The following is an 18,265-nucleotide window of genomic DNA, read 5'->3' as shown; positions in this document are numbered from 1 at the left end:
TCGGTCGCCACATTCACTTCTTCTTGCCCGGCAGGATGCCCATGTATTTGCAGATGATGCCCAGCATGATCTCATCGGCGCCGCCACCGATCGAGCCCAGGCGGGTGTCGCGATAGGCACGGCTGACCGGTGTTTCGTTCATGAAGCCCATGCCGCCGTAATATTGCAGGCAGGCATCGGTGACGATGCGGGCCAGACGGCCGGATTTCAGCTTGGCCATCGAGGCCAGCCGCGTCACATCCTCGCCCTTCACCAGCAGGTCGGCGGCGCGGTAGGTCAGCGCGCGCAGCAGCTCGATCTCGGTCTGCAGCTCGGCCAGGCGGAAATGCACCACCTGATTGTCCAGGATCGGCTGGCCGAAGGTCTTGCGTTGGCGGGTGTATTCGATGGTCTGCTCGATGGTGCGCTCCAGGCCGATCAGGCTGGAGGCCGCGGCCCACAGGCGCTCCTCCTGGAATTGCACCATCTGGTACATGAAGCCGTGGCCTTCCTGGCCGATCAGGTAGCGCCGCGGCACGCGCACGTCGTCGAGATAGATCTGCGCCGTATCCGAGGAATGCATGCCCATCTTGTCGAGCTTGCGCGCCACCTGCACGCCCTTGGTCTTCATCGGCACGCAGATCAGCGACTTGTTCTGGTGCACCGGGCCTTCACCGGTATTGGCCAGCAGGCACATCCAGTCGGCCTGGGTGCCGCTGGTGGTCCACATCTTGCCGCCGTTGATGACGTAATCGTCGCCGTCCTTTTTCGCCGTGGTCTTGATGCCGGCCACGTCGGAACCCGCGCCGACCTCGGAAACGCCCAGGCAAGCGACGTAGTCGCCACTGATGCTGGGAGCGAGGAATTCCTTGCGCAGCTCGTCCGAGCCGAAGCGCGCCAGCGCCGGCGTCGCCATATCGGTCTGCAGGCCAATCGCCATCGGCACGCCGCCGCAGTTGATGTAGCCCAGCGCCTCGGTCATCACCATGTGGTAGGAATAATCGAGGCCGAGGCCGCCATATTCCACCGGTTTGTGAATGCCGAGGAAACCCATGTTGCCCATCTTCTTGAACAGCTCGTGGGCGGGGAAGATGCCGGCCTTTTCCCATTCATCGACATGCGGATTGATCTCCGCCTCGATGAACTTCTTCATGTTGTCGTGGATGCTCTTGTGTTCCGGCGTGAAGTCCATTCTCTGCGCTCCTCGGGTCTTTCTTTTTTGTTCTGTCACATGCGGGCGACGCCAAAGGCATTCGGCTTGACCACCCGCGCATCGCCTTCGCGGCAGACGCTTAAGCACATCCCCAGCACGCGGCGGCTGTCGCGCGGATCGATCAGGCCGTCGTCCCACAGCCGCGCGGTGGCGAACAGGGCCGTGCTCTCGGCCTCCATCTTGCTGATGACTTTCGCCTTCATGCCGTCCAGCGCCACCGGATCGGGTTCGACGCCGGCACGGCGGAACTTTTCCTCCGCCACAATGGCCAGCACGCCGGCGGCCTGCTCGGGGCCCATCACGGCGATGCGGTTGTTGGGCCAGGCGAAGATGAAGCGCGGATCGTAGGCCCGGCCGCACATGCCGTAATTGCCGGCGCCGAAGCTGGCGCCGATATGCAGCGTCAGCTTGGGCACGCGCGCATTGGTCACGGCCTGGATCATTTTCGAGCCGTGCTTGACGATGCCGCCACGTTCCGCGTCCTTGCCCACCATGTAGCCGGTGGTGTTCTGCAGGAACACGATGGGCATATCGGCCTGGTCGCAAAGCTGGATGAACTGCGCCGCCTTCACCGCGCCTTCGGTATCGATCGGGCCGTTATTGCCGATGATGCCCACCGCCTCGCCCTCGATGGCGGCCTGCAGGCAGACGGTATGCGAACCATACAGCGGCTTGAAATCCACCGCCTCGCTGCCATCGACCAGGCGGGCCACCACCTCGCGCATGTCATAGGGCTTGCGGTAATCCACCGGCACCACGCCGCAGAGTTCGTCGGGATCATAAAGCGGCGCGGTCCAGCTCTTTTTCCGAAGCTGCGGGCCGCGCTCGTTCCAGGGCAGGCGCGCCATGATCTCGCGCGCGATGCGCAGGCCGTCGGCATCGTCTTCGGCCAGGAATTCGGCCACGCCGGACACCTGCGCATGCAGCTCGGCGCCGCCCAGTTCCTCGTCGGTGGCGATCTCGCCGGTGGCGGATTTCAAGAGTGGCGGCCCGGCCAGGAAAATCTTCGCCCGGCCCTTCACCACCACGACATAATCGCTCATGCCTGGCACATAGGCGCCGCCGGCGGTGCTGGAGCCATGCACCACGGTGATCTGCGGAATGCCGGCGGCCGACAGCCGCGCCTGGTTGGCGAAGCCACGACCGCCATCGACGAAGATCTCGGCCTGGTAATTCAGGTTGGCGCCGCCGGATTCCACCAGATTCACCACCGGCAGCTTGTTCTGCAAGGCGATCTCCTGGGCGCGCAGGCTCTTGCGCAGGCCCATCGGCGCGATCGTGCCGCCCTTGATGCCGGAATCGGAGGCCGTGACCATGCAGCGGATGCCGGCAATGCAGCCGATGCCGGCGATGAAGCCGCCGCCCATGATGTTCTCGGCGCCGTCGTCGTCATGCATCCTGTAGCCGGCGAGCGTGGAGATTTCGAGAAAGGGCGCACCGCGGTCCAGCACATGGGCCAGGCGATCGCGCGGCGTAAGCTGGCCGCGTTTCTCAAATACCGGCTTGCGGGCATCGGAGGTATCGCGCACGCGCTGCTCCAGGGCGCGGAAGCCCTCGATCAGCTTCAGCATGTCGGCGCGGTTCTGCCGGAAGTTTTCCGAGCCTGTGTCGATCTGCGAGCGCAGCACCGCCATCGGATTATTTCTCCTGCAGGACCTTGGGCATCACCGAACGGTGAAAGCCGTCGAAAGCCTGCGATTTGTCATGTTTGGGCAGCGGGTAATGCCGCCGGGCATTGGGCACGCCGCCATCCACACGCAAGGTCGTGCCCGAGATGAAACCGGCCGCCGGCGACAGCAGGTAGACGATGGCGGCCGAGACCTCCGCCTCGGTGCCCAGACGTTGCAGCGGCACATGGTCGCGCATGCCACGGATCAGCGGCTTCATCCAGTCGGGATAGGTGTCCATGCCGCTGGACGCGATCCAGCCCGGCGCCACGGCGTTCACCCGCACGCCCGAGACGCCCCATTCGCAAGCCGCCGTCTCGGTGAAATTCACCATGCCGGCACGCGCCGCGCCTGAATGGCCCATATTGGGCATGCCGTTCCACATGTCGGCCACGATGTTGACGATGGCGCCGCCGTGATCGGCCATCCACTGAGTGTAGCATTCCCGCGCCATCAGGAACCCGCCGGTGAGGTTGTTGCGCACCACGGCATCCCAGCCCTTCTGGCTGATCTGGCTGAGCGGCGCGGGGAACTGCCCGCCGGCATTGTTGACCAGGCCGTCGATGCGGCCGAAGCGTTTGAGGATGGCCTTCACCGTCTCGGCCACCTTGTCTTCCTCGCGGATGTCGCAGGAAAAGATGTCGACGTCGCAGCCGGGATTGTCGGCGCGCAGTTCCTCGGCCACGCTTTGCAGCTTGTCGAGCTTGCGGCCGATCAGCGCGAGCGTCGCCCCCAGTTTCGCCAGCTCATGCGCTGTGCAGCGGCCGATGCCCGAGCCACCGCCGGTGACCACAACCGTCTGACCGGCGAACAGGCCATCGCGAAATACCGAACGATACGGACCCGAACCCGCCGCCATCCGTTTCACTCCCTGACAGCAGCCAAACAAGACTGCATGCTGTTTTTATGCGTTGCAGCGACGCTACTTGACGCTTACGTAAACGTCAATATAGGGTGCCGCCAAAGCCGCGTGGCTGTTGACGTTGCGTCAATTCGCAGTTGTCGATTTGCGTTGTCGATGCCCCAGCGGAAACCTGCATCATTTCTCAGCGATTCACACGAGCCAGGGAGGCCACATGTCGCTCGACCAGATCACCCAGCAGATGAGCCAGCGCGTGAAGCCGGGCGCGATCGACGCCACGGTGAAATTCGATTTCGGCGACGACGGCCAGATCTTCGTCGACGGCAATGCCGGCACCGTCAGCAACGACGACAACGAGGCCGACTGCACCATCACTATCTCAATGGACAATTTCATCGCGCTGAGCAGTGGCGACCTTGATCCCACCACCGCCTTCATGATGGGCAAGCTGAAGGTGAAGGGCAACATGGGCGTGGCGATGAAACTGCAGTCGATCCTCGGCTGAACCAAGCGGCAGGCGGCGATAAGGCCGCAGCAGTCAAAAGCCGGGGGGCGGCGGCGCTCCCCGGCTTTTTTCATGTCCAGCCTTTGCGCGCGGCCAGCCCGCGGCGCCGAACGGGATTGGCGGGGCGACATCCCGCCGAAGCCATTGTTTGACGATCCGGCCCGGGTAAGCGAAGGTCAGGCATGGAGCATTCGGAGACCATCCCCTATTTCCGCGAGCTGATCGTCTTCCTGGCTGCGGCCGGCATCGTCGTGCCGGTCTTCCACCGCCTGCGGCTCAGCCCGGTGCTGGGATTCCTCGCCGTCGGCCTGCTGATCGGTCCCCATGGCCTGGCGCTGTTCGCCGACAGCCTGCCCTGGCTGCAATACGTCACCATCGGTGACATCGCCGGCGTGCGGCTGATCGCCGAGTTCGGCATCATCTTCCTGCTGTTCATGATCGGACTGGAGCTCTCGCTCGACCGGCTGTGGCAGATGAAGCGACTGGTGCTGGGCCTGGGCCTGGCGCAGGTGCTGGTCGCCGCCGCCGCCATCGGCGGCATCGCCATGGCATTCGGCAACAGCGCGCCGGCGGCAATCATCCTGGGCAGTTGCCTGGCGCTCAGCTCCACCGCCATCGTGATGCAGCTTCTGATCGAAAGCCGACGCGGCGGAACGCCGGTCGGCCGCGCCAGTTTCGCCATCCTGCTGATGCAGGACCTGGCCGTGGTGCCGATCCTGTTCATGATCGGCTTCCTCGCCACCGCCGGCAATATCAGCGGCGAAAACATGATGCTGCAGGTGGGCGAGACGCTGGCGATCGCCATCGCCGCCATCGTGGCGATCATCGTGATCGGTCGGCGCGTTCTGGGGCCGCTGTTCCGCCTGGCCGGCGGCGCCAAAAGCCCCGAGATGTTCATGGCGCTGATCCTGCTGGTGGTGATCGCCATGGCGGCGGCCACCGGCATCGCCGGCCTCTCCATGGCGCTGGGCGCCTTCCTGGCCGGCCTGCTGCTGGCGGAGAGCGAATACCGCCATGCCGTCGAGGTCAGCATCGAGCCCTTCAAGGGCCTGCTGCTCGGCCTGTTCTTCCTGTCGGTCGGCATGGGCATCGACCTGCGCGTCGCCGCCGATCATGCGCTGTGGATCCTGCTGTCGGTGGCCGGCCTGTTCGTCGTCAAGGGCGTCATCATCGCCGCGCTGGCGCTGCTGTTCGGCCAGAGCCGCAGCACCGCGCTGGAAATGGCTTTGCTGCTCGGCCAGGGCGGCGAATTCGCCTTCGTCGTGGTGGGCCTGGGCGAACGGTATCGCCTGCTGCCAACCGAGACGGCGCAGTTCATGCTGCTGGTTGTCTCGCTCTCCATGCTGGCCACGCCCTTCATCGCCCAGGCGGCGCGACGGATGGCGCAGACGCTGGCCGATGGCGTCGCGCAGGCGACGCATGGCATCGGCGAGAATGCGGAACGGCAGGAGGGCCATGTGGTGATCTGCGGCTACGGCCGCGTCGGCCGCATGATCGCCAGCCTGCTGGATGCCGAACAGATTCCCTGGGTGGCGCTGGATGCCCAGGCCGAAACCGTGGCGGCCGAACGCCGCGCCGGACGGCCGGTGCATTATGGCGATGCCAGCCGCGTCGAACTGCTGGAGAAGCTGTCGGCCGGCCACGCCCAGGCCCTGGTGGTGACGCTGGACGATCCGGCCGCCGCCGGTCATCTGGTCGCCACCGCCCATCGCGCCTGGCCGCATCTGCCGGTCTTCGCCCGCGCCCGCGACCACGGCCATGCCGAGCATCTGCGCAAGCTGGGTGCGGCCCAGGTCATCGCCGAGGCCGCCGAAGCCTCGCTGCAGCTCGGCGCCCTGGCGCTTGAGCAGGCTGGATTGCCCGAGGATGCGATACGCCAACGGCTGGAGCGGGCCCGCAGCACCGGACAGCAACCGGCGGAATGAGCGGGCTGGGCCTGAATACAGGAATAATATCCAGTTTTGTTCTCTTTATGTATTGACAATCGATCAGACTACCCGTATATTCAGGCATCTGTTAACCAGCAGAGCCCATGCCAGACCTCAGCCCGGACGCCGCATCGTCACCAGCAGCAGGGTCGCCGCCAGCCCGCGTCAACCGAGGCTGGGGGCTGCTGACCATCCTGCTCGCCAGTCTGCTCGGCCTCGCCTTTCTGGCCTGCTACATCGTCATTGTCGAAGTGAATGTCGGTCTCGTCACGGAAGGCTCCAGCTATGAAAGCCCGCTTTACTGGGCCATCCGTGTACCGGCCTATGGACTGCCGCTGGGATTGACCGCTCTTGCCATCCGCCGCTTCGTGGTGGCGGGCCGGCGCCGGCCCTACTGGATCGGCCTTGGTGTTGCCGGCACCCTGCTGTTGCTGCCCTGGAGCAGCATGTACCTCCTGGCTTTTATCGTCATATCCACATTCGCGCTTTTCGCACGGTGAAGGCCGTTTTTTATTTTTGCCCTTCAGAACAAATAGAGATCATTTGAAAGGACGTATACTCCGATGCCCACTCGCCGCCCCTCTTCCACCGAGCAGCGCAACGCACTGGATGCCGCCCGCGCCCGCCTGAAAGACAACGACATCGATGGCTACTGGGCCGCGCTGGAGAAACAGGATTCCTATGCCGGGCTGGCGCGCGACGCGGCAGCCAACCGCGGCGAACTGGGCCGCACCGCCAATGGTCGGCTGGAACGCTTCGTGCGCGAGACGCGCGGCAGGCCACTGAACGAGGCCGAGCGCGATGCCATCCGGCGCGATGTCGCCGCCGCCGATCTGGCGCAGCGCGAACGCAATCTGTCGGAGGCCGGCGACCACCGCATCACCGGCCAGCAAAGCGTGGATTACCATGGCAGCGTCTTTGAGGCGCATGGCGTGCCGAAAGAGGCCTATTTCCCCGCCGTGCTGCAACCCAGCAGCGGCAGCAACTGGGGTTATGGCGCTTTCATCAGCCTGCCCGATGCACCGTCGGGCATAAACCTGTTCGATATACCCGGCGGGGAAATACAGAACTGGGCTCAGAAGGATTGGAAACCGGCCAGCGATCAGCTGCTGCGCGAGACCATCGCCGAGCAGGCGAAAACCCTGCCCAGACAGGGCCTGATGGAGATCGAGGGTTTTCACGGCGATCCGCAGCAGCAGCAAGCCCCGGACGCGCCGCGCGGCGATGCGAAGGCAAGCACGACATCCTTCGAAGCGCGCCTCAGTGCACTGCCGCCCGCGCCGGAACGCTGGCTGGATTTCACGCTGGGCAAGCAGCCCGCCGATCTGTCGCGCGCCGATCTGCATGCCCTGCAGGCCCATGACGCCTATCTGAAATCCCAGCATCCGCGCCATGACGACGCTTTTCGCCTGGTCAGCGGCGCCTATCGTCATCTCTATGGCAATGCGCCGCAGGATACCGATGCCACCGGCCGGCCCTTGCGTGGCCTGCCGCAGCGCGACCTGCCCAAAGATTCGCGCCGCCATCGCCAGGAAATCCAGCGCGAGGATTCGCTGCGCGCCTTCGGCCGCGAACTCGATGACTGGTACAAGGCGATGAAACAATCGCCCCACTATATCGGCGAGGCCGGAAACGAACTCGTCAAACTGATGCAGGATGGCCTGAACGACCTGTTATGGCCCAACCAGTCCGCGCCACGGCCGCAACAGGCGGCGCGCGGGCCTTATCGCGGCGGCCCCGTATTGGTGGATGGCGATCTGGGGCCGGTGACGGCGCAGGCGCTCGACCGCGCCGAGGCCGAAGGGCTGCTGCCGCCGCTGCGGGAAAAGATGGGCCGCCGCATCCGCGCGGTGCCACATGGGATTTTCATGCTGCCGCCTGAAGACGGCTATGCCGGCGACCTGCTGCAGCACCTTCACGAGCAGGCACGGCCGGATCGGGAAGCCGAGGTCGCCGCCATGCGGGAGATGCTCCTGTCGCAGCAGCCAGGATACCAACCCGATCCGTAGCCGATTTCTTTTTCATCATAATGGCTTAGGCGACTTGGCCAAAACCCGGCTTTGGGCTACTCTCGCCGCCCAGTGTTTCATACCTGTGTTTCGCGCCAGGAGCGCCCGAGCGGCTGCACCGGCCGTTTCGCCACAGCCTTACCGGGGGATTCATGTCGCAACCGCAACCGCTCATGCATGGCAAACGCGGCCTTATCATGGGCGTCGCCAACGACCGTTCGCTGGCCTGGGGCATCGCCAAGGCGGTGCATGCCCAGGGTGCCGAACTGGCCTTCACCTACCAGGGCGAGGCGCTGGAAAAGCGCGTGAAGCCGCTGGCCCAGACCATCGGCGCCCGGCATGTGCTGGAATGCGACGTCACCAACCCCGCTTCGATTGACGCCACTTTTGCTGCGCTGGAAAAGGCCTGGGGCAAACTCGATTTCCTGGTCCATGCCATCGGCTTTTCCGACAAGAACGAGCTGAAGGGCCGCTATATCGACACCAGCTTCGAGAATTTCGCGCTGACCATGAACGTGAGCTGTTACAGCTTCACCGCCGTGATGCAGCGCGCCGAGAAGCTGATGACCGATGGCGGCAGCGCCATCACGCTCACCTATTACGGCGCCGAACGCGTGATGCCGCATTACAACGTGATGGGCGTGGCGAAAGCCGCGCTGGAAGCCAGCGTGCGCTATCTCGCCGCCGATCTCGGCAAGAAGGGCATCCGCGTCAACGCCATCTCGGCCGGTCCGATCAAGACGCTGGCGGCCAGCGGCATCGGCGATTTCCGCTATATCCTGAAGTGGAACGAACTGAATGCGCCCCTGCGCCAGAACGTGACCATCGAGCAGGTTGGCGGCGCCGGCCTGTATCTGCTGTCGGATCTGGGTTCGGGCGTCACCGGCGAGACCCATCACGTCGACAGCGGCTATCACGCCGTCGGCATGGTGGCGACCGACCAGGCCGCCCAGGTGGCCGACCTGCTGCTGTCGCTCGGCGGCAAGAAGGCCGAGTAAGCAGGCCTATGCCGGATAACAGCCGCCATGTCTGACAACAGCTTCGGCCGGCTCTTCCGCGTCACCACCTGGGGCGAAAGCCACGGGCCGGCGCTGGGCTGCGTGATCGACGGCGCGCCGCCGCGCGTGCCGCTGAGCGAAGCCGACATCCAGCACTGGATGGATCAGCGCAAGCCGGGCACCTCGCGTTTCGTTACCCAGCGGCGCGAGCCCGATGAGGTGAAGATCCTGTCGGGCGTGTTCGAGGGCCAGACCACCGGCACGCCGATTTCGCTGCTGATCGAGAATGTCGACCAGCGCTCGAAGGATTACGGCGAGATCATGGACAAGTTCCGTCCCGGTCACGCCGACTATACCTACTGGAGCAAATACGGTATCCGCGACTATCGCGGCGGCGGGCGCAGCTCGGCGCGCGAGACGGCGGCCCGCGTGGCGGCCGGCGCGGTGGCGCGCAATGTGCTGAGCACCCTGATCGGTCCGCAGGTGCAGATCCGTGGCGCCCTGGTGCAGGTGGGCGAGAAAACCATCGACCCGGCGAACTGGAGCTGGGACAGCGTAACGCAGAATCCCTTCTGGTGCCCCGATCCGAAGATGGCCATGGAATGGGAAGACTATCTGGATGGCATTCGCAAGGCGGGTTCCTCTGTGGGCGCCGTCGTTGAGCTGCGTGCATCCGGCATCCCCGCCGGGCTGGGCGAACCGATCTACGGCAAGCTGGATGCCGATCTCGCCGCCGCCATGATGAGCATCAACGCCGTGAAGGGCGTGGAGATCGGTGCGGGCTTTGCCGCAGCACGTTTGAGCGGCGAGCAGAATGCCGACGAGATGCGGCTGAAGAATGGCCGCGCGGATTTCACGTCAAATCAGGCCGGCGGCATCCTGGGCGGCATTTCCTCGGGCCAGGAGATCGTGGTGCGCTTCGCCGTGAAGCCCACCTCCTCGATCCTCAATCCGCGCGCCACCATCGACCGTTTCGGTGCTGAGACCGAGATCGTCACCAAGGGCCGGCATGATCCCTGCGTTGGCATCCGTGCCGTGCCGGTGGGCGAGGCCATGCTGGCGCTGGTGCTGGCCGACCACCTGCTGCGCCATCGCGGCCAGGTCGGGGGCTTTAAACAGGGCTTCGATCCGCGCTAGGCTTTCCTCCAGCAACGGAGGAAACAGCATGAGCCAGCCCAAGACCGCGCATCCCCATGCGCTGAACATCCCGGTGCCTGCGCGCAAGGATCTCGATCCCGACACCCAGGCCTATTTCGCCAAATGCGACGAGAAGATCGGCTTCGTGCCGAATGTGCTGCTCAGCTACAGCTTCGATGCCAAGAAGCTGCGCGGCTTTTCGGAGATGTATAACGAACTGATGCTGGCGCCCTCAGGGCTTTCCAAGCTGGAACGCGAGATGATCGCCGTGGTGGTCAGCAGCATCAACCACTGCTTCTACTGCCTCACCGCCCATGGCGCCGCCGTGCGCCAGCTCTCGGGCGATCCGAAGCTGGGCGAGCTGATGGTGATGAACTGGCGCGCCGCCGATCTGACGCCCAAGATGCGCGCGGCGCTCGAATTCGCCACCAAGCTGACCGAGAGCCCGGACAAGATCGTAGAGGCTGATCGTCAGGGCCTGCGCGATGCCGGCTGGAGCGACCGCGACATCTGGGACATCGCCGCCACGATCAGCTTCTTCAACATGTCCAACCGCATGGCGGCCGCCATCGAGATGCGACCCAACGACGAATACCACGGCAGCTTCCGCTGACCGGCCCCGCCCGCAAAATCAGGGCGCATCGCAGGCCCGCTCCCTCGTCCGGAGCGGGCTTTTATGCTGCCCCGTTGTTGTCGGGCCGAAACCGCCTGCGGGTCGGATGGGACCGGCCGATTCGTCCGCCTACGGCCTTCTGTCGCCCTGTCACATGCTGATCAAAAAAACGGCTGCCTGTGTTCCGGGCGCAACACTCGCCGGTTTTTCGCGCCCGCACAATAGAATGCAGGCTAACAATCTGTCGCGAAAGCGCCCGATTCGGCTCAAAAAATGTCCCAAGTATATGTTTTTGTTAATGTGACAGCCGACACGGCTTTTCCCTCTTGCGCTGCAAAGGCGAAGGGATTAGTTTGTGCATCGCAACAAGCTTCCGGTTTGTTGCATGCCCTTCTCGGGCGTTTCCTCCCTAGACTTGGGCCGCATCTCTGATGCGGCCCCTTTTTTTGGCGATTATATACTTTACAAACCCACGCCGGAACGATAGGATCATGGTCAGAAAGCGAGACGACCATGAGCATTCTTACGAAAGAATATTTCCACGATGAAGCGGCGGCTTTCGCCAAGCTGGAAAGCATCGTTTGGCCGGAAGGCCCGACCTGCCCGCATTGTGGAGCCTGCGACCGTATTGGCGAGATCAAGGGCAAGACCGCCCGCATGGGCCTGAAGAAGTGCGGCCATTGCCGGAAGCAGTTCACGGTCAAAGTCGGCACGGTTTTCGAGTCCAGCCATGTCCCGCTGCATAAGTGGTTTCAGGCCGTCTATCTGGTCGTGTCCAGCAAGAAGGGCTTTTCCGCCCATCAACTGCACCGGACCTTGGAAGTGACGTACAAGACCGCGTGGTTCATGCACCATCGTATCCGTGAGGCCCTGCGCTCCGGCGATCTGGCCCCGTTCGGTCAGGATGGCGGCATTGTGGAAGTGGACGAGACGTTCATCGGCAACGACAAGACCGTGAAGCCCAAGGGCCAGAAGAAGGGCCGTGGCGCTCACCACAAGTTCAAGGTGCTGTCTCTGGTAGAGCGTAGCACTGGCCGTGCCCGTAGCATCGTGGTTGACGATCTGAAAGCCGCCACGCTTGCCCCGATTGTCCGTGAGAACCTTGCCAAGGAAGCGCAGTTGATGACCGACGAGGCTTCTCAGTACACGAAGCTAGGCCGGGAGTTCGCTTCCCATGGCGTGGTGCGCCACCAGCAGGGCGAATACGGTCGCGGTGAGATTCACACGAACACGATTGAGGGCTTTTTCAGCATCTTCAAGCGTGGCATGAAGGGTGTTTACCAGCACTGCGGCCAGCAGCATTTGCACCGCTATCTCGCGGAATTTGACTTTCGCTACAGTGAACGAGAGCGGTCTGATATTGACCGTGCACAAACTGCCCTACGTGGTATTATCGGGAGGCGTTTGACCTACCGGGACTCGCAAGAGGCGCGCACGTGAAGGGCAGGAACCCGCTTGTAGTTGGCTTCTATACCGTTCCAGAGGCGGCCCGCCTCATACGGGTGGGCAGTGCGCGCCGAATTTATGGCTGGCTGAAGGGTTACCCCGGCAGGAATGTCGGACCTCTGCTGACCCGCGATTTTGAACCTGTAGACGGATATGAAGAGCTGAGCTTCCTTGATCTGATGGAGGTTCGCTTCGTTGAACATTTCCGCGAATACGGCGTCAAAGTTGGCAGCCTCCGCAGGGCTGCGGAAGAGCTAAAGGCAGAATTTAAGACCGATCACCCTTTCGCGCTCAGCAAGGTTCTCCTTGCTGCTGACAAGGCCGATGTTTTCGTGGTGGAGACGCTCCGTAAGGCAGCGAAGGCTGAGGGTGATCCCCGTCTGCGCTCTCTCACTACTCGAAACTACGTCATGTACGAAGCAATCAAACAATCTTTGGTGCCGGGAATAGAGTTCGACGCCACCTCCCATTTGGCTAAGCAGTGGCGACCAATGCCGGATCGATTCCCCGAGATTGTTGTCGATCCGCTTCGTGCATTTGGTCGCCCCATCATTGCCAAGGGGATCCCGACAGAAACGCTGCGGGACGCATGGCGCGTGGAGGGCCGTAAAGCCGACCCTGTTGCGGAAGCGTTTGGAATAACGGCGAAAGAAGTGCTTGAAGCTGTGAATTTCGAGCAAGCACTTGATGAGCCTATTCCAAACGTTGTGGCAGCTTGAGAAGGGTCAAAGTAGCCCTCGACGCAAACATCCCAGAACGCGTAGTTCGGATGTTAAACAGCGGATTCAAAGACACTGGTTACGAGTTCCACTGGGAGCCGAGTTTTGCCCCAGCATCTGCCGAAGATGAATTTTGGGCCGCTGCATTCCAGAGATTCGGCGGGAGCGTCGTCATCACCGGCGATAAGAATATCGCCAAAAGGCCGCACCAAATTGCGGCGTTTCGCAAGTGTGGACTCGTCGGCTTCTTTTGTACTCACAAGTGGAGTGAGTTCGATCTCGCCTACAAGTGCGGGCACCTAATAAAGTGGTGGCCTGAGATGCGGACCATCATTGAGCGGGGTGATAAGAAGTGCTGGTGGGTTCCTGGCGGCCTGCGCGGCGAATTCAAAGAGGTAATTTCCGTTGAGCAACAACCAGAAAAGCGGAAAAAGTCAGGCTGACAAGTTCAAAGCCGCCGCCCGCCGTGCCGAGTGCGACACGGACGAAGCGGCGTTTGAGGCAAAGCTGAAGAAGCTGGCGGAAACCAAGCCCGAGCCGAAAGGCGCAGGCGAGAAGGCTTAGGGCACGTCCCCGATTTTCTCGAACGTGACTTGCACAGGGTTCCCCATAACCGAAACGGTTTGCGCAGCGCCGTTTGCGAAATTCGCCGGCCAGTCCGCTGTGAGCGGAATCGCCTGACCCGCTGGCAGTTGCTGGCCTGTCACAAGCACGGCCCCGCCGGGCGGCGCAGATAAGGTTAGCGTCGCTTTGACGCGACCGTTCTCTTCTTTGTAAGTCCCATGATATCGGCCGTTGGCAACATCAACGCCAACGATCACGCCCTTGCCGATATAGACCGAGCCCATCCCAACGCCGGTCTGCCCCAAATAGCGCATTGCGTACAGTGCACTCATGATGCCCACCCCCTAGGAGATCGAAATGTGTGACAGGAAAGACGACGCAAAGTCGAAAGTTGATCTGCTGATAGCGGCTATGGATCGCCTTGCGGTCGCGCTAACACAACCGCAAGTCAATAAACCACAGGTTAGGACTGCAGGCCACGAGAGAGTGGTTAACGCAGGCCCGGAGTCCTGTGGTTTGCAAAGTATATAATCGCCCTTTTTTTGCCCGAATCCCTGCCGTCCATACAGGACCGCCGGATTTCACGGCGAGCCCCTCGCGACCGAAAATTACCGGAAAGATCCTGCGGTTTCCCAAAACTGCCGGGATCAGGACCGGGATCAGGACAGGACCGGGATCAGGAATCGTGCGCCGCTACCGGCTCGCGCGGCGGCACCGCCAGCACCTTGTCGATGCGGCGGCCATCCATGTCCATCACCTCGAAACGCCAGCCGCGCCATTCCACCGCATCGCCGGCCACCGGCAGGCGGCCGAAGCGGGCCAGCAGGAAGCCGGCCACGGTGTGGCCCTCCTCCTCGGGCAGGTGCAGGCCGAGTTTTTCTGCCATGTCCTCACGCGGCAGGCTGCCGTCGATCAGCCACGAGCCGTCCTCGCGCTGCATCAGCCCGGGCGCCTCGCCGTCGGGGAAGGCGAAATCGCCGGCGATGGTCTGCAGGATGTCGTTGGCGGTCACCACGCCTTCCAGGCTGCCGAACTCGTCCACGACGAAGGCCATGCCGGCCGGCGAGGCCTTCAGCAGCGTCAGTACATCCAGCACATCGGCGCTTTCATGCACGGCCGGCACCGGCTGCACGAAGCTGGCCAGCCCCCGGGTGGCGATCTGGTCGCGGCCGCCATCGAGCAGCGCATCGAACACGTCCTTCACGCCGACGATGCCGACCGGCTCGTCGATCGAGCCATGGGCCGCCGGCAGGCGCAGATGCATGGTCTGGCGCAGGCGCTGCACCAACTCGTCATGCGGCGCGTCGAGATCGAGCCAGTCCACGTCGTGGCGCGGCGTCATCACGCTGCGCACCGCGCGGTCGCCCAGTTTCAGCACGGCGGCGATCATCTGGCGCTCGGCCGGCTCCACCGTGCCGGCGCTTTCGGCCTCCGCCACCAGATGGCGGATTTCCTCTTCCGTCACGGCTTCCGTGTTGCTGGCACCAGCGCCGAGCAGGCGCAGCACGATCTTCGACGAGACATCCAACAGCGACACGACGGGACTGGCGATCCAGGCCAGGCCCGCCAGCAGCGGCGCCATGGCGGCGGCGATGGGTTCGGGCTTTTTGAGCGCAAGCTGCTTGGGCACCAGTTCGCCGATGATCAGCGACAGATACGTCACGCTGCCGACCACAACGGTGAAGGCGATGCCGTCGGCGATCGGTTCGGCCAGCAGATAGGTGGCTTCGATCCAGGTGGAGAAGCGGTCGGCCAGCGTGGCGCCCGAGAAGGCGCCGGCCAGGATGCCGACCAAGGTGATGCCGATCTGCACGCTGGACAGAAAACGGCCCGGTTCGGTGGCGAGCTTCAGTGCCAGCTTCGCCCCGCGTGCGGCGGGGCCTTTCTTGCGCGCCAGAGCCTCCAGCCGCGCGCGCCGCGCCGACACCACGGCGAGTTCGGACATGGCGAGCAGACCGTTCAGCACGATCAGCGCGGCGATGAGGAGCAGCTCAAGCGCCAGCATGACGGGCCTTCAGGCGGAGCAGGATTCGGGACGGGGCAGCGGAAAGACAGGCGCGGCCGGCGAGAGCGGGCGAAACGCCCGGACAAGGTCGGTCTGGCATAGCCGGGGGAATATAGGCGAGCGGCCGGCCCGTTGCTAGGGCCGGCTGTTACGGGATGCCGCCGTTATAGGAATGTATGCGGAAGACGTCAGGATTGCGCGCTGCGGCGCTGGCGTTTCGCCGGGGCCGGCTGTTGCGCCGCGAGCTCGGCCGCCGCGCGCTTTTCCTCCAGACGGAGGGCGGCTGCCGCGGCCTGTTCGGCATCGCGGGCCAGGCGCAAGGCGCGCAGGCGCTCGACCTTGGCGGTTTCCGCGCGGCCGCGCTCTTCCTCGTGGCGGCGCGCTTCCGCCGCCTCGCGCTCGCGCAGCGCGGTTTTCTTGAAACGCTCTTCGGCGCGAAGGCGGGCGACTTCGGAGGCGGTGGCAGTCGACATATAGATCCTCGGTTGGCAACGGCCGCTATTCGCCCTGCCGACGATGGACGGCAAGCATAACGGACAGTGTGGCGGAAATGCGCGCGGCGGCCTTATGGCGTGAAGGCAACAACGGCCGTGATGAGCGTGCCTCGCGGCCTTGTCCGACGAAGCATGCGCCGGCAGGATGAATGACGGCCGGCATCAGTAATAAGCATTATTATAGCGTGGATTGTCCCAATAAGCCAGTCAGGCGCGACCCAGGCCGATTTGGCCAACGGAATCAACGCCCCAGCACGCCGTTCCACAATTCGGCAAAGCCCGCGCGGCTGAATCCGGGCCGTTCGGCCAGCCTTTCGGGTTCACCCAGCACGCGATACTGCGCATCCAGGCGGAAGCGCAGGCCCCAGAATCCCAGGATGCTCTCGCCCGGCATGCCATACCGATAGTCGCGCGCCTCGGCGATCAGGCCGCCGGCATTGTCGGGGCGCGGATCGGGTTTCAGGGTCCAGTGCAGGCGGCCGTCGGCGAACCAGCGGAATACGCCGGCCTCGTAGGTCGCCTCGGCGGCTTTCAGCGCGGCGCTGCGGTCGGGGCGCGGAATGCTCTGCCACCGGATCGGCTCTTTCGCGAACGGCGAGGCGAAACCGATCAGGATCGTATCGGGCAGATCCACCACGACGCGGCGCCACCAGGGCTGGAAGATCACCGGATAGGCGGCCATGCGCGCCACATCGGCCTGGACCGGATACTGCGCGCGCAACTCCTGGCGCGCGCGGTCCTGCATGTGCAGGCCGACGCCCCAGGCCATGGCGGTGTAGAGCACCACGTAGACCAGTGCGATGCGCGCCATGCGCTGCACATGGCGTGCCTTCTCGCGGCTGAACAGCCCGAACAGGAACACGACGAGCAGCGGCAGCGAATAGAGCGGATCGATGATCGGCATCGCGTCGATGGCAAAGCGCGCCTGGCTGAAGGGCGCCAGAAGCTGCGTGCCATAGGCGGTGAAGAGATCGAGCACGGGATGGGTGACGCAGCAGAGCGCACCGAGCCACATCCAGCAATGGCGGCGGTTGCGGTCCTCCTCGGTGTCGGCCGGCTTGCGGCGCAGGCGCTCGGCCTTCCAGATCAACCAGCCGATGGCCGTGCCGTAGACCAGCGTGGCCGGAATCGAATGCGTGATGGCGCGATGATACAGCCAGCCATCGGTGATGGCCTCGTGGCCGAACAGGCCCGACAGCACGTCGAGATCCGGCAGGGTGGCCATCAGGCCGCCGGCGGCCACCGCGCGGCGGCCGAGAATGCGGCGCGCGCCGGCCTGGGCGACGACGCCGCCGAACAGAAGTTGGGTGACGCTATCCATCGGAAGAACCGGAATGCAGGAAAGGGAACAAGGACATGCCGCGACAATCTGGCATGCCGCCCATGAATTTCAAGGCACCGGTTTTCAGGGTGTCAGGCCTCGCAGGACGGCTGGCTGCGCTGCGCCTTCTGCCATTTCGCGCGCAGCAGGCTGGGGCGTTCGGGATAACGTTCGTCGAGGAATTGTGCGCCCAGCACGCGGTCGGTGCGGAAAGTGCGGAAATCCCGCCGCAGCTCGCACCAGGCCACGATCATGCGCACGGTGTCGAAATAGCCGATAGTGACGGGCCAGATCAGGCGCTTGGTCTCGCGGCCCTGCTCGTCGCGGTAATCCAGCGCGATCTTGCGCCCGGTGCGGATGGCCTGTCGCGTCTGCGCCATGTCGATGGCATCGGGCTGCAGGTTCCAGCTCGGCGGCGCGGTGGCCGCCGGTTCGGCGGCATAGGGCCGCAGGCGTTCGGGCACGGCCTGGCCGATCTTGGCGATCAGGTCCAGCGCCGCGCGCGCCAGCAGCGGATCGGCGCGGCGCGACACCCATTGCGCGCCCAGCACCGCCGCCTCGATCTCGTCGGGCGTGAGCATCAGCGGCGGCAGGTCGAAGCCGTGATCCAGCACGTAGCCCATGCCGGCCTCGCCGCGGATCGGCACACGCTGGGCCATCAGGGCGGCGATGTCGCGATAGACGCTGCGCTTGGATGTCTCCAGCTCCTGCGCCAGCGCCTCGGCCGTCACCGGATGGCGGCGGGCGCGGCGCAGGATCTGCACGATCTGGAACAGGCGGTCGGCTTTTCGCATGGGCCATGTCT

Annotated in this window: 19 protein-coding genes; 11 read left to right on the top strand and 8 right to left on the bottom strand. The window is 64.1% G+C overall.

Features of this window, described 5'->3' with window-relative positions; translation table 11 throughout:
• Window positions 1–13: 13 nt before the first annotated feature.
• The 3 genes from ACK4FK_RS14155 to ACK4FK_RS14145 are packed head-to-tail and all read right to left on the bottom strand — an operon-like array spanning window position 14 to window position 3,718.
• The gene (locus tag ACK4FK_RS14155; RefSeq protein ID WP_409745610.1) at window positions 14–1,171 is read right to left on the bottom strand and encodes an acyl-CoA dehydrogenase family protein; all 1,158 of its coding nucleotides are present in this window, start codon (window positions 1,169–1,171) and stop codon (window positions 14–16) included.
• Window positions 1,172–1,206: 35 nt separating this feature from the next.
• Window positions 1,207–2,826 (bottom strand): acyl-CoA carboxylase subunit beta, encoded by a 1,620-nt coding sequence (locus ACK4FK_RS14150; RefSeq protein ID WP_409745609.1) that lies wholly within the window; start codon window positions 2,824–2,826, stop codon window positions 1,207–1,209.
• A 4-nt stretch (window positions 2,827–2,830) separates the two neighbouring features.
• Complete coding sequence (locus ACK4FK_RS14145) at window positions 2,831–3,718, bottom strand: SDR family oxidoreductase (RefSeq protein WP_409745608.1); 888 nt, start codon at window positions 3,716–3,718, stop codon at window positions 2,831–2,833.
• A 217-nt stretch (window positions 3,719–3,935) separates the two neighbouring features.
• Here ACK4FK_RS14145 and ACK4FK_RS14140 point away from each other — a divergent pair, with 217 nt between their 5' ends.
• From ACK4FK_RS14140 to ACK4FK_RS14090, 11 genes are all read left to right on the top strand, one after another.
• Window positions 3,936–4,226 carry an SCP2 sterol-binding domain-containing protein gene (locus ACK4FK_RS14140; protein WP_409745607.1) on the top strand — a complete coding sequence of 97 codons (291 nt, stop codon included), beginning with the start codon at window positions 3,936–3,938 and terminating at the stop codon, window positions 4,224–4,226.
• Window positions 4,227–4,408: 182 nt separating this feature from the next.
• Window positions 4,409–6,151, top strand: a complete 1,743-nt coding sequence (locus ACK4FK_RS14135) for a cation:proton antiporter (RefSeq protein ID WP_409745606.1) — start codon at window positions 4,409–4,411, stop codon at window positions 6,149–6,151.
• 107 nt (window positions 6,152–6,258) lie between these two features.
• The gene (locus ACK4FK_RS14130) at window positions 6,259–6,654 is read left to right on the top strand and encodes a hypothetical protein (RefSeq protein ID WP_409745605.1); all 396 of its coding nucleotides are present in this window, start codon (window positions 6,259–6,261) and stop codon (window positions 6,652–6,654) included.
• A 63-nt stretch (window positions 6,655–6,717) separates the two neighbouring features.
• Window positions 6,718–8,163, top strand: a complete 1,446-nt coding sequence (locus ACK4FK_RS14125; RefSeq protein ID WP_409745604.1) for a hypothetical protein — start codon at window positions 6,718–6,720, stop codon at window positions 8,161–8,163.
• A 152-nt stretch (window positions 8,164–8,315) separates the two neighbouring features.
• The gene (fabI, locus tag ACK4FK_RS14120; protein WP_409745603.1) at window positions 8,316–9,161 is read left to right on the top strand and encodes an enoyl-ACP reductase FabI; all 846 of its coding nucleotides are present in this window, start codon (window positions 8,316–8,318) and stop codon (window positions 9,159–9,161) included.
• Between the two features lie 27 nt (window positions 9,162–9,188).
• Entirely contained in the window at window positions 9,189–10,298 is a 1,110-nt protein-coding gene (gene aroC, locus ACK4FK_RS14115) for a chorismate synthase (RefSeq protein ID WP_409745602.1), read from the top strand.
• A gap of 28 nt (window positions 10,299–10,326) precedes the next feature.
• Complete coding sequence (locus ACK4FK_RS14110; protein ID WP_409745601.1) at window positions 10,327–10,911, top strand: peroxidase-related enzyme; 585 nt, start codon at window positions 10,327–10,329, stop codon at window positions 10,909–10,911.
• Between the two features lie 513 nt (window positions 10,912–11,424).
• Complete coding sequence (locus ACK4FK_RS14105) at window positions 11,425–12,351, top strand: IS1595 family transposase (RefSeq protein ID WP_409745600.1); 927 nt, start codon at window positions 11,425–11,427, stop codon at window positions 12,349–12,351.
• Window positions 12,348–13,076, top strand: coding sequence for a hypothetical protein (locus ACK4FK_RS14100; RefSeq protein WP_409745599.1), 729 nt, complete (start codon window positions 12,348–12,350; stop codon window positions 13,074–13,076). The genes ACK4FK_RS14105 and ACK4FK_RS14100 overlap by 4 nt, the downstream gene beginning before the upstream one ends.
• The gene (locus tag ACK4FK_RS14095) at window positions 13,073–13,519 is read left to right on the top strand and encodes a hypothetical protein (protein ID WP_409745598.1); all 447 of its coding nucleotides are present in this window, start codon (window positions 13,073–13,075) and stop codon (window positions 13,517–13,519) included. Before ACK4FK_RS14100 ends, ACK4FK_RS14095 begins: the two co-directional genes overlap by 4 nt.
• A complete protein-coding gene (locus ACK4FK_RS14090; RefSeq protein ID WP_409745597.1) occupies window positions 13,482–13,640 on the top strand; it encodes a hypothetical protein in 159 nt (52 codons plus the stop codon). The genes ACK4FK_RS14095 and ACK4FK_RS14090 overlap by 38 nt, the downstream gene beginning before the upstream one ends.
• Here ACK4FK_RS14090 and ACK4FK_RS14085 read toward each other — a convergent pair.
• From ACK4FK_RS14085 to ACK4FK_RS14065, 5 genes are all read right to left on the bottom strand, one after another.
• Window positions 13,637–13,972: a hypothetical protein gene (locus ACK4FK_RS14085; protein ID WP_409745596.1), complete on the bottom strand. Its 336-nt coding sequence runs from the start codon at window positions 13,970–13,972 to the stop codon at window positions 13,637–13,639. The two genes, ACK4FK_RS14090 and ACK4FK_RS14085, sit on opposite strands and share 4 nt — an antisense overlap.
• 344 nt (window positions 13,973–14,316) lie before the next feature.
• On the bottom strand, window positions 14,317–15,645 hold the full coding sequence (locus tag ACK4FK_RS14080; RefSeq protein ID WP_409745595.1) for a hemolysin family protein: 1,329 nt from the start codon (window positions 15,643–15,645) through the stop codon (window positions 14,317–14,319).
• Between the two features lie 188 nt (window positions 15,646–15,833).
• A complete protein-coding gene (locus ACK4FK_RS14075; RefSeq protein ID WP_409745594.1) occupies window positions 15,834–16,118 on the bottom strand; it encodes a hypothetical protein in 285 nt (94 codons plus the stop codon).
• A gap of 262 nt (window positions 16,119–16,380) precedes the next feature.
• Complete coding sequence (locus ACK4FK_RS14070; RefSeq protein ID WP_409745593.1) at window positions 16,381–17,460, bottom strand: metal-dependent hydrolase; 1,080 nt, start codon at window positions 17,458–17,460, stop codon at window positions 16,381–16,383.
• Between the two features lie 92 nt (window positions 17,461–17,552).
• Window positions 17,553–18,254: a helix-turn-helix transcriptional regulator gene (locus ACK4FK_RS14065; RefSeq protein ID WP_409745592.1), complete on the bottom strand. Its 702-nt coding sequence runs from the start codon at window positions 18,252–18,254 to the stop codon at window positions 17,553–17,555.
• Window positions 18,255–18,265: the final 11 nt, after the last annotated feature.

It is taken from the genome of Ferrovibrio sp. (assembly GCF_046297895.1).
Lineage (GTDB): Bacteria > Pseudomonadota > Alphaproteobacteria > Ferrovibrionales > Ferrovibrionaceae > Ferrovibrio.
This window is presented reverse-complemented; position numbering and strand designations above follow the sequence as displayed.

Bases quoted from the DNA above. Each gene is read 5' to 3' on its own strand.
- ACK4FK_RS14155 (WP_409745610.1), bottom strand. From the start codon at position 1,171: ATGGACTTCACGCCGGAACACAAGAGCATCCACGACAACATGAAGAAG.
- ACK4FK_RS14150 (WP_409745609.1), bottom strand. From the start codon at position 2,826: ATGGCGGTGCTGCGCTCGCAGATCGACACAGGCTCGGAAAACTTCCGG.
- ACK4FK_RS14145 (WP_409745608.1), bottom strand. From the start codon at position 3,718: ATGGCGGCGGGTTCGGGTCCGTATCGTTCGGTATTTCGCGATGGCCTG.
- ACK4FK_RS14140 (WP_409745607.1), top strand. From the start codon at position 3,936: ATGTCGCTCGACCAGATCACCCAGCAGATGAGCCAGCGCGTGAAGCCG.
- ACK4FK_RS14135 (WP_409745606.1), top strand. From the start codon at position 4,409: ATGGAGCATTCGGAGACCATCCCCTATTTCCGCGAGCTGATCGTCTTC.
- ACK4FK_RS14130 (WP_409745605.1), top strand. From the start codon at position 6,259: ATGCCAGACCTCAGCCCGGACGCCGCATCGTCACCAGCAGCAGGGTCG.
- ACK4FK_RS14125 (WP_409745604.1), top strand. From the start codon at position 6,718: ATGCCCACTCGCCGCCCCTCTTCCACCGAGCAGCGCAACGCACTGGAT.
- fabI (WP_409745603.1), top strand. From the start codon at position 8,316: ATGTCGCAACCGCAACCGCTCATGCATGGCAAACGCGGCCTTATCATG.
- aroC (WP_409745602.1), top strand. From the start codon at position 9,189: ATGTCTGACAACAGCTTCGGCCGGCTCTTCCGCGTCACCACCTGGGGC.
- ACK4FK_RS14110 (WP_409745601.1), top strand. From the start codon at position 10,327: ATGAGCCAGCCCAAGACCGCGCATCCCCATGCGCTGAACATCCCGGTG.
- ACK4FK_RS14105 (WP_409745600.1), top strand. From the start codon at position 11,425: ATGAGCATTCTTACGAAAGAATATTTCCACGATGAAGCGGCGGCTTTC.
- ACK4FK_RS14085 (WP_409745596.1), bottom strand. From the start codon at position 13,972: ATGAGTGCACTGTACGCAATGCGCTATTTGGGGCAGACCGGCGTTGGG.
- ACK4FK_RS14080 (WP_409745595.1), bottom strand. From the start codon at position 15,645: ATGCTGGCGCTTGAGCTGCTCCTCATCGCCGCGCTGATCGTGCTGAAC.
- ACK4FK_RS14075 (WP_409745594.1), bottom strand. From the start codon at position 16,118: ATGTCGACTGCCACCGCCTCCGAAGTCGCCCGCCTTCGCGCCGAAGAG.
- ACK4FK_RS14070 (WP_409745593.1), bottom strand. From the start codon at position 17,460: ATGGATAGCGTCACCCAACTTCTGTTCGGCGGCGTCGTCGCCCAGGCC.
- ACK4FK_RS14065 (WP_409745592.1), bottom strand. From the start codon at position 18,254: ATGCGAAAAGCCGACCGCCTGTTCCAGATCGTGCAGATCCTGCGCCGC.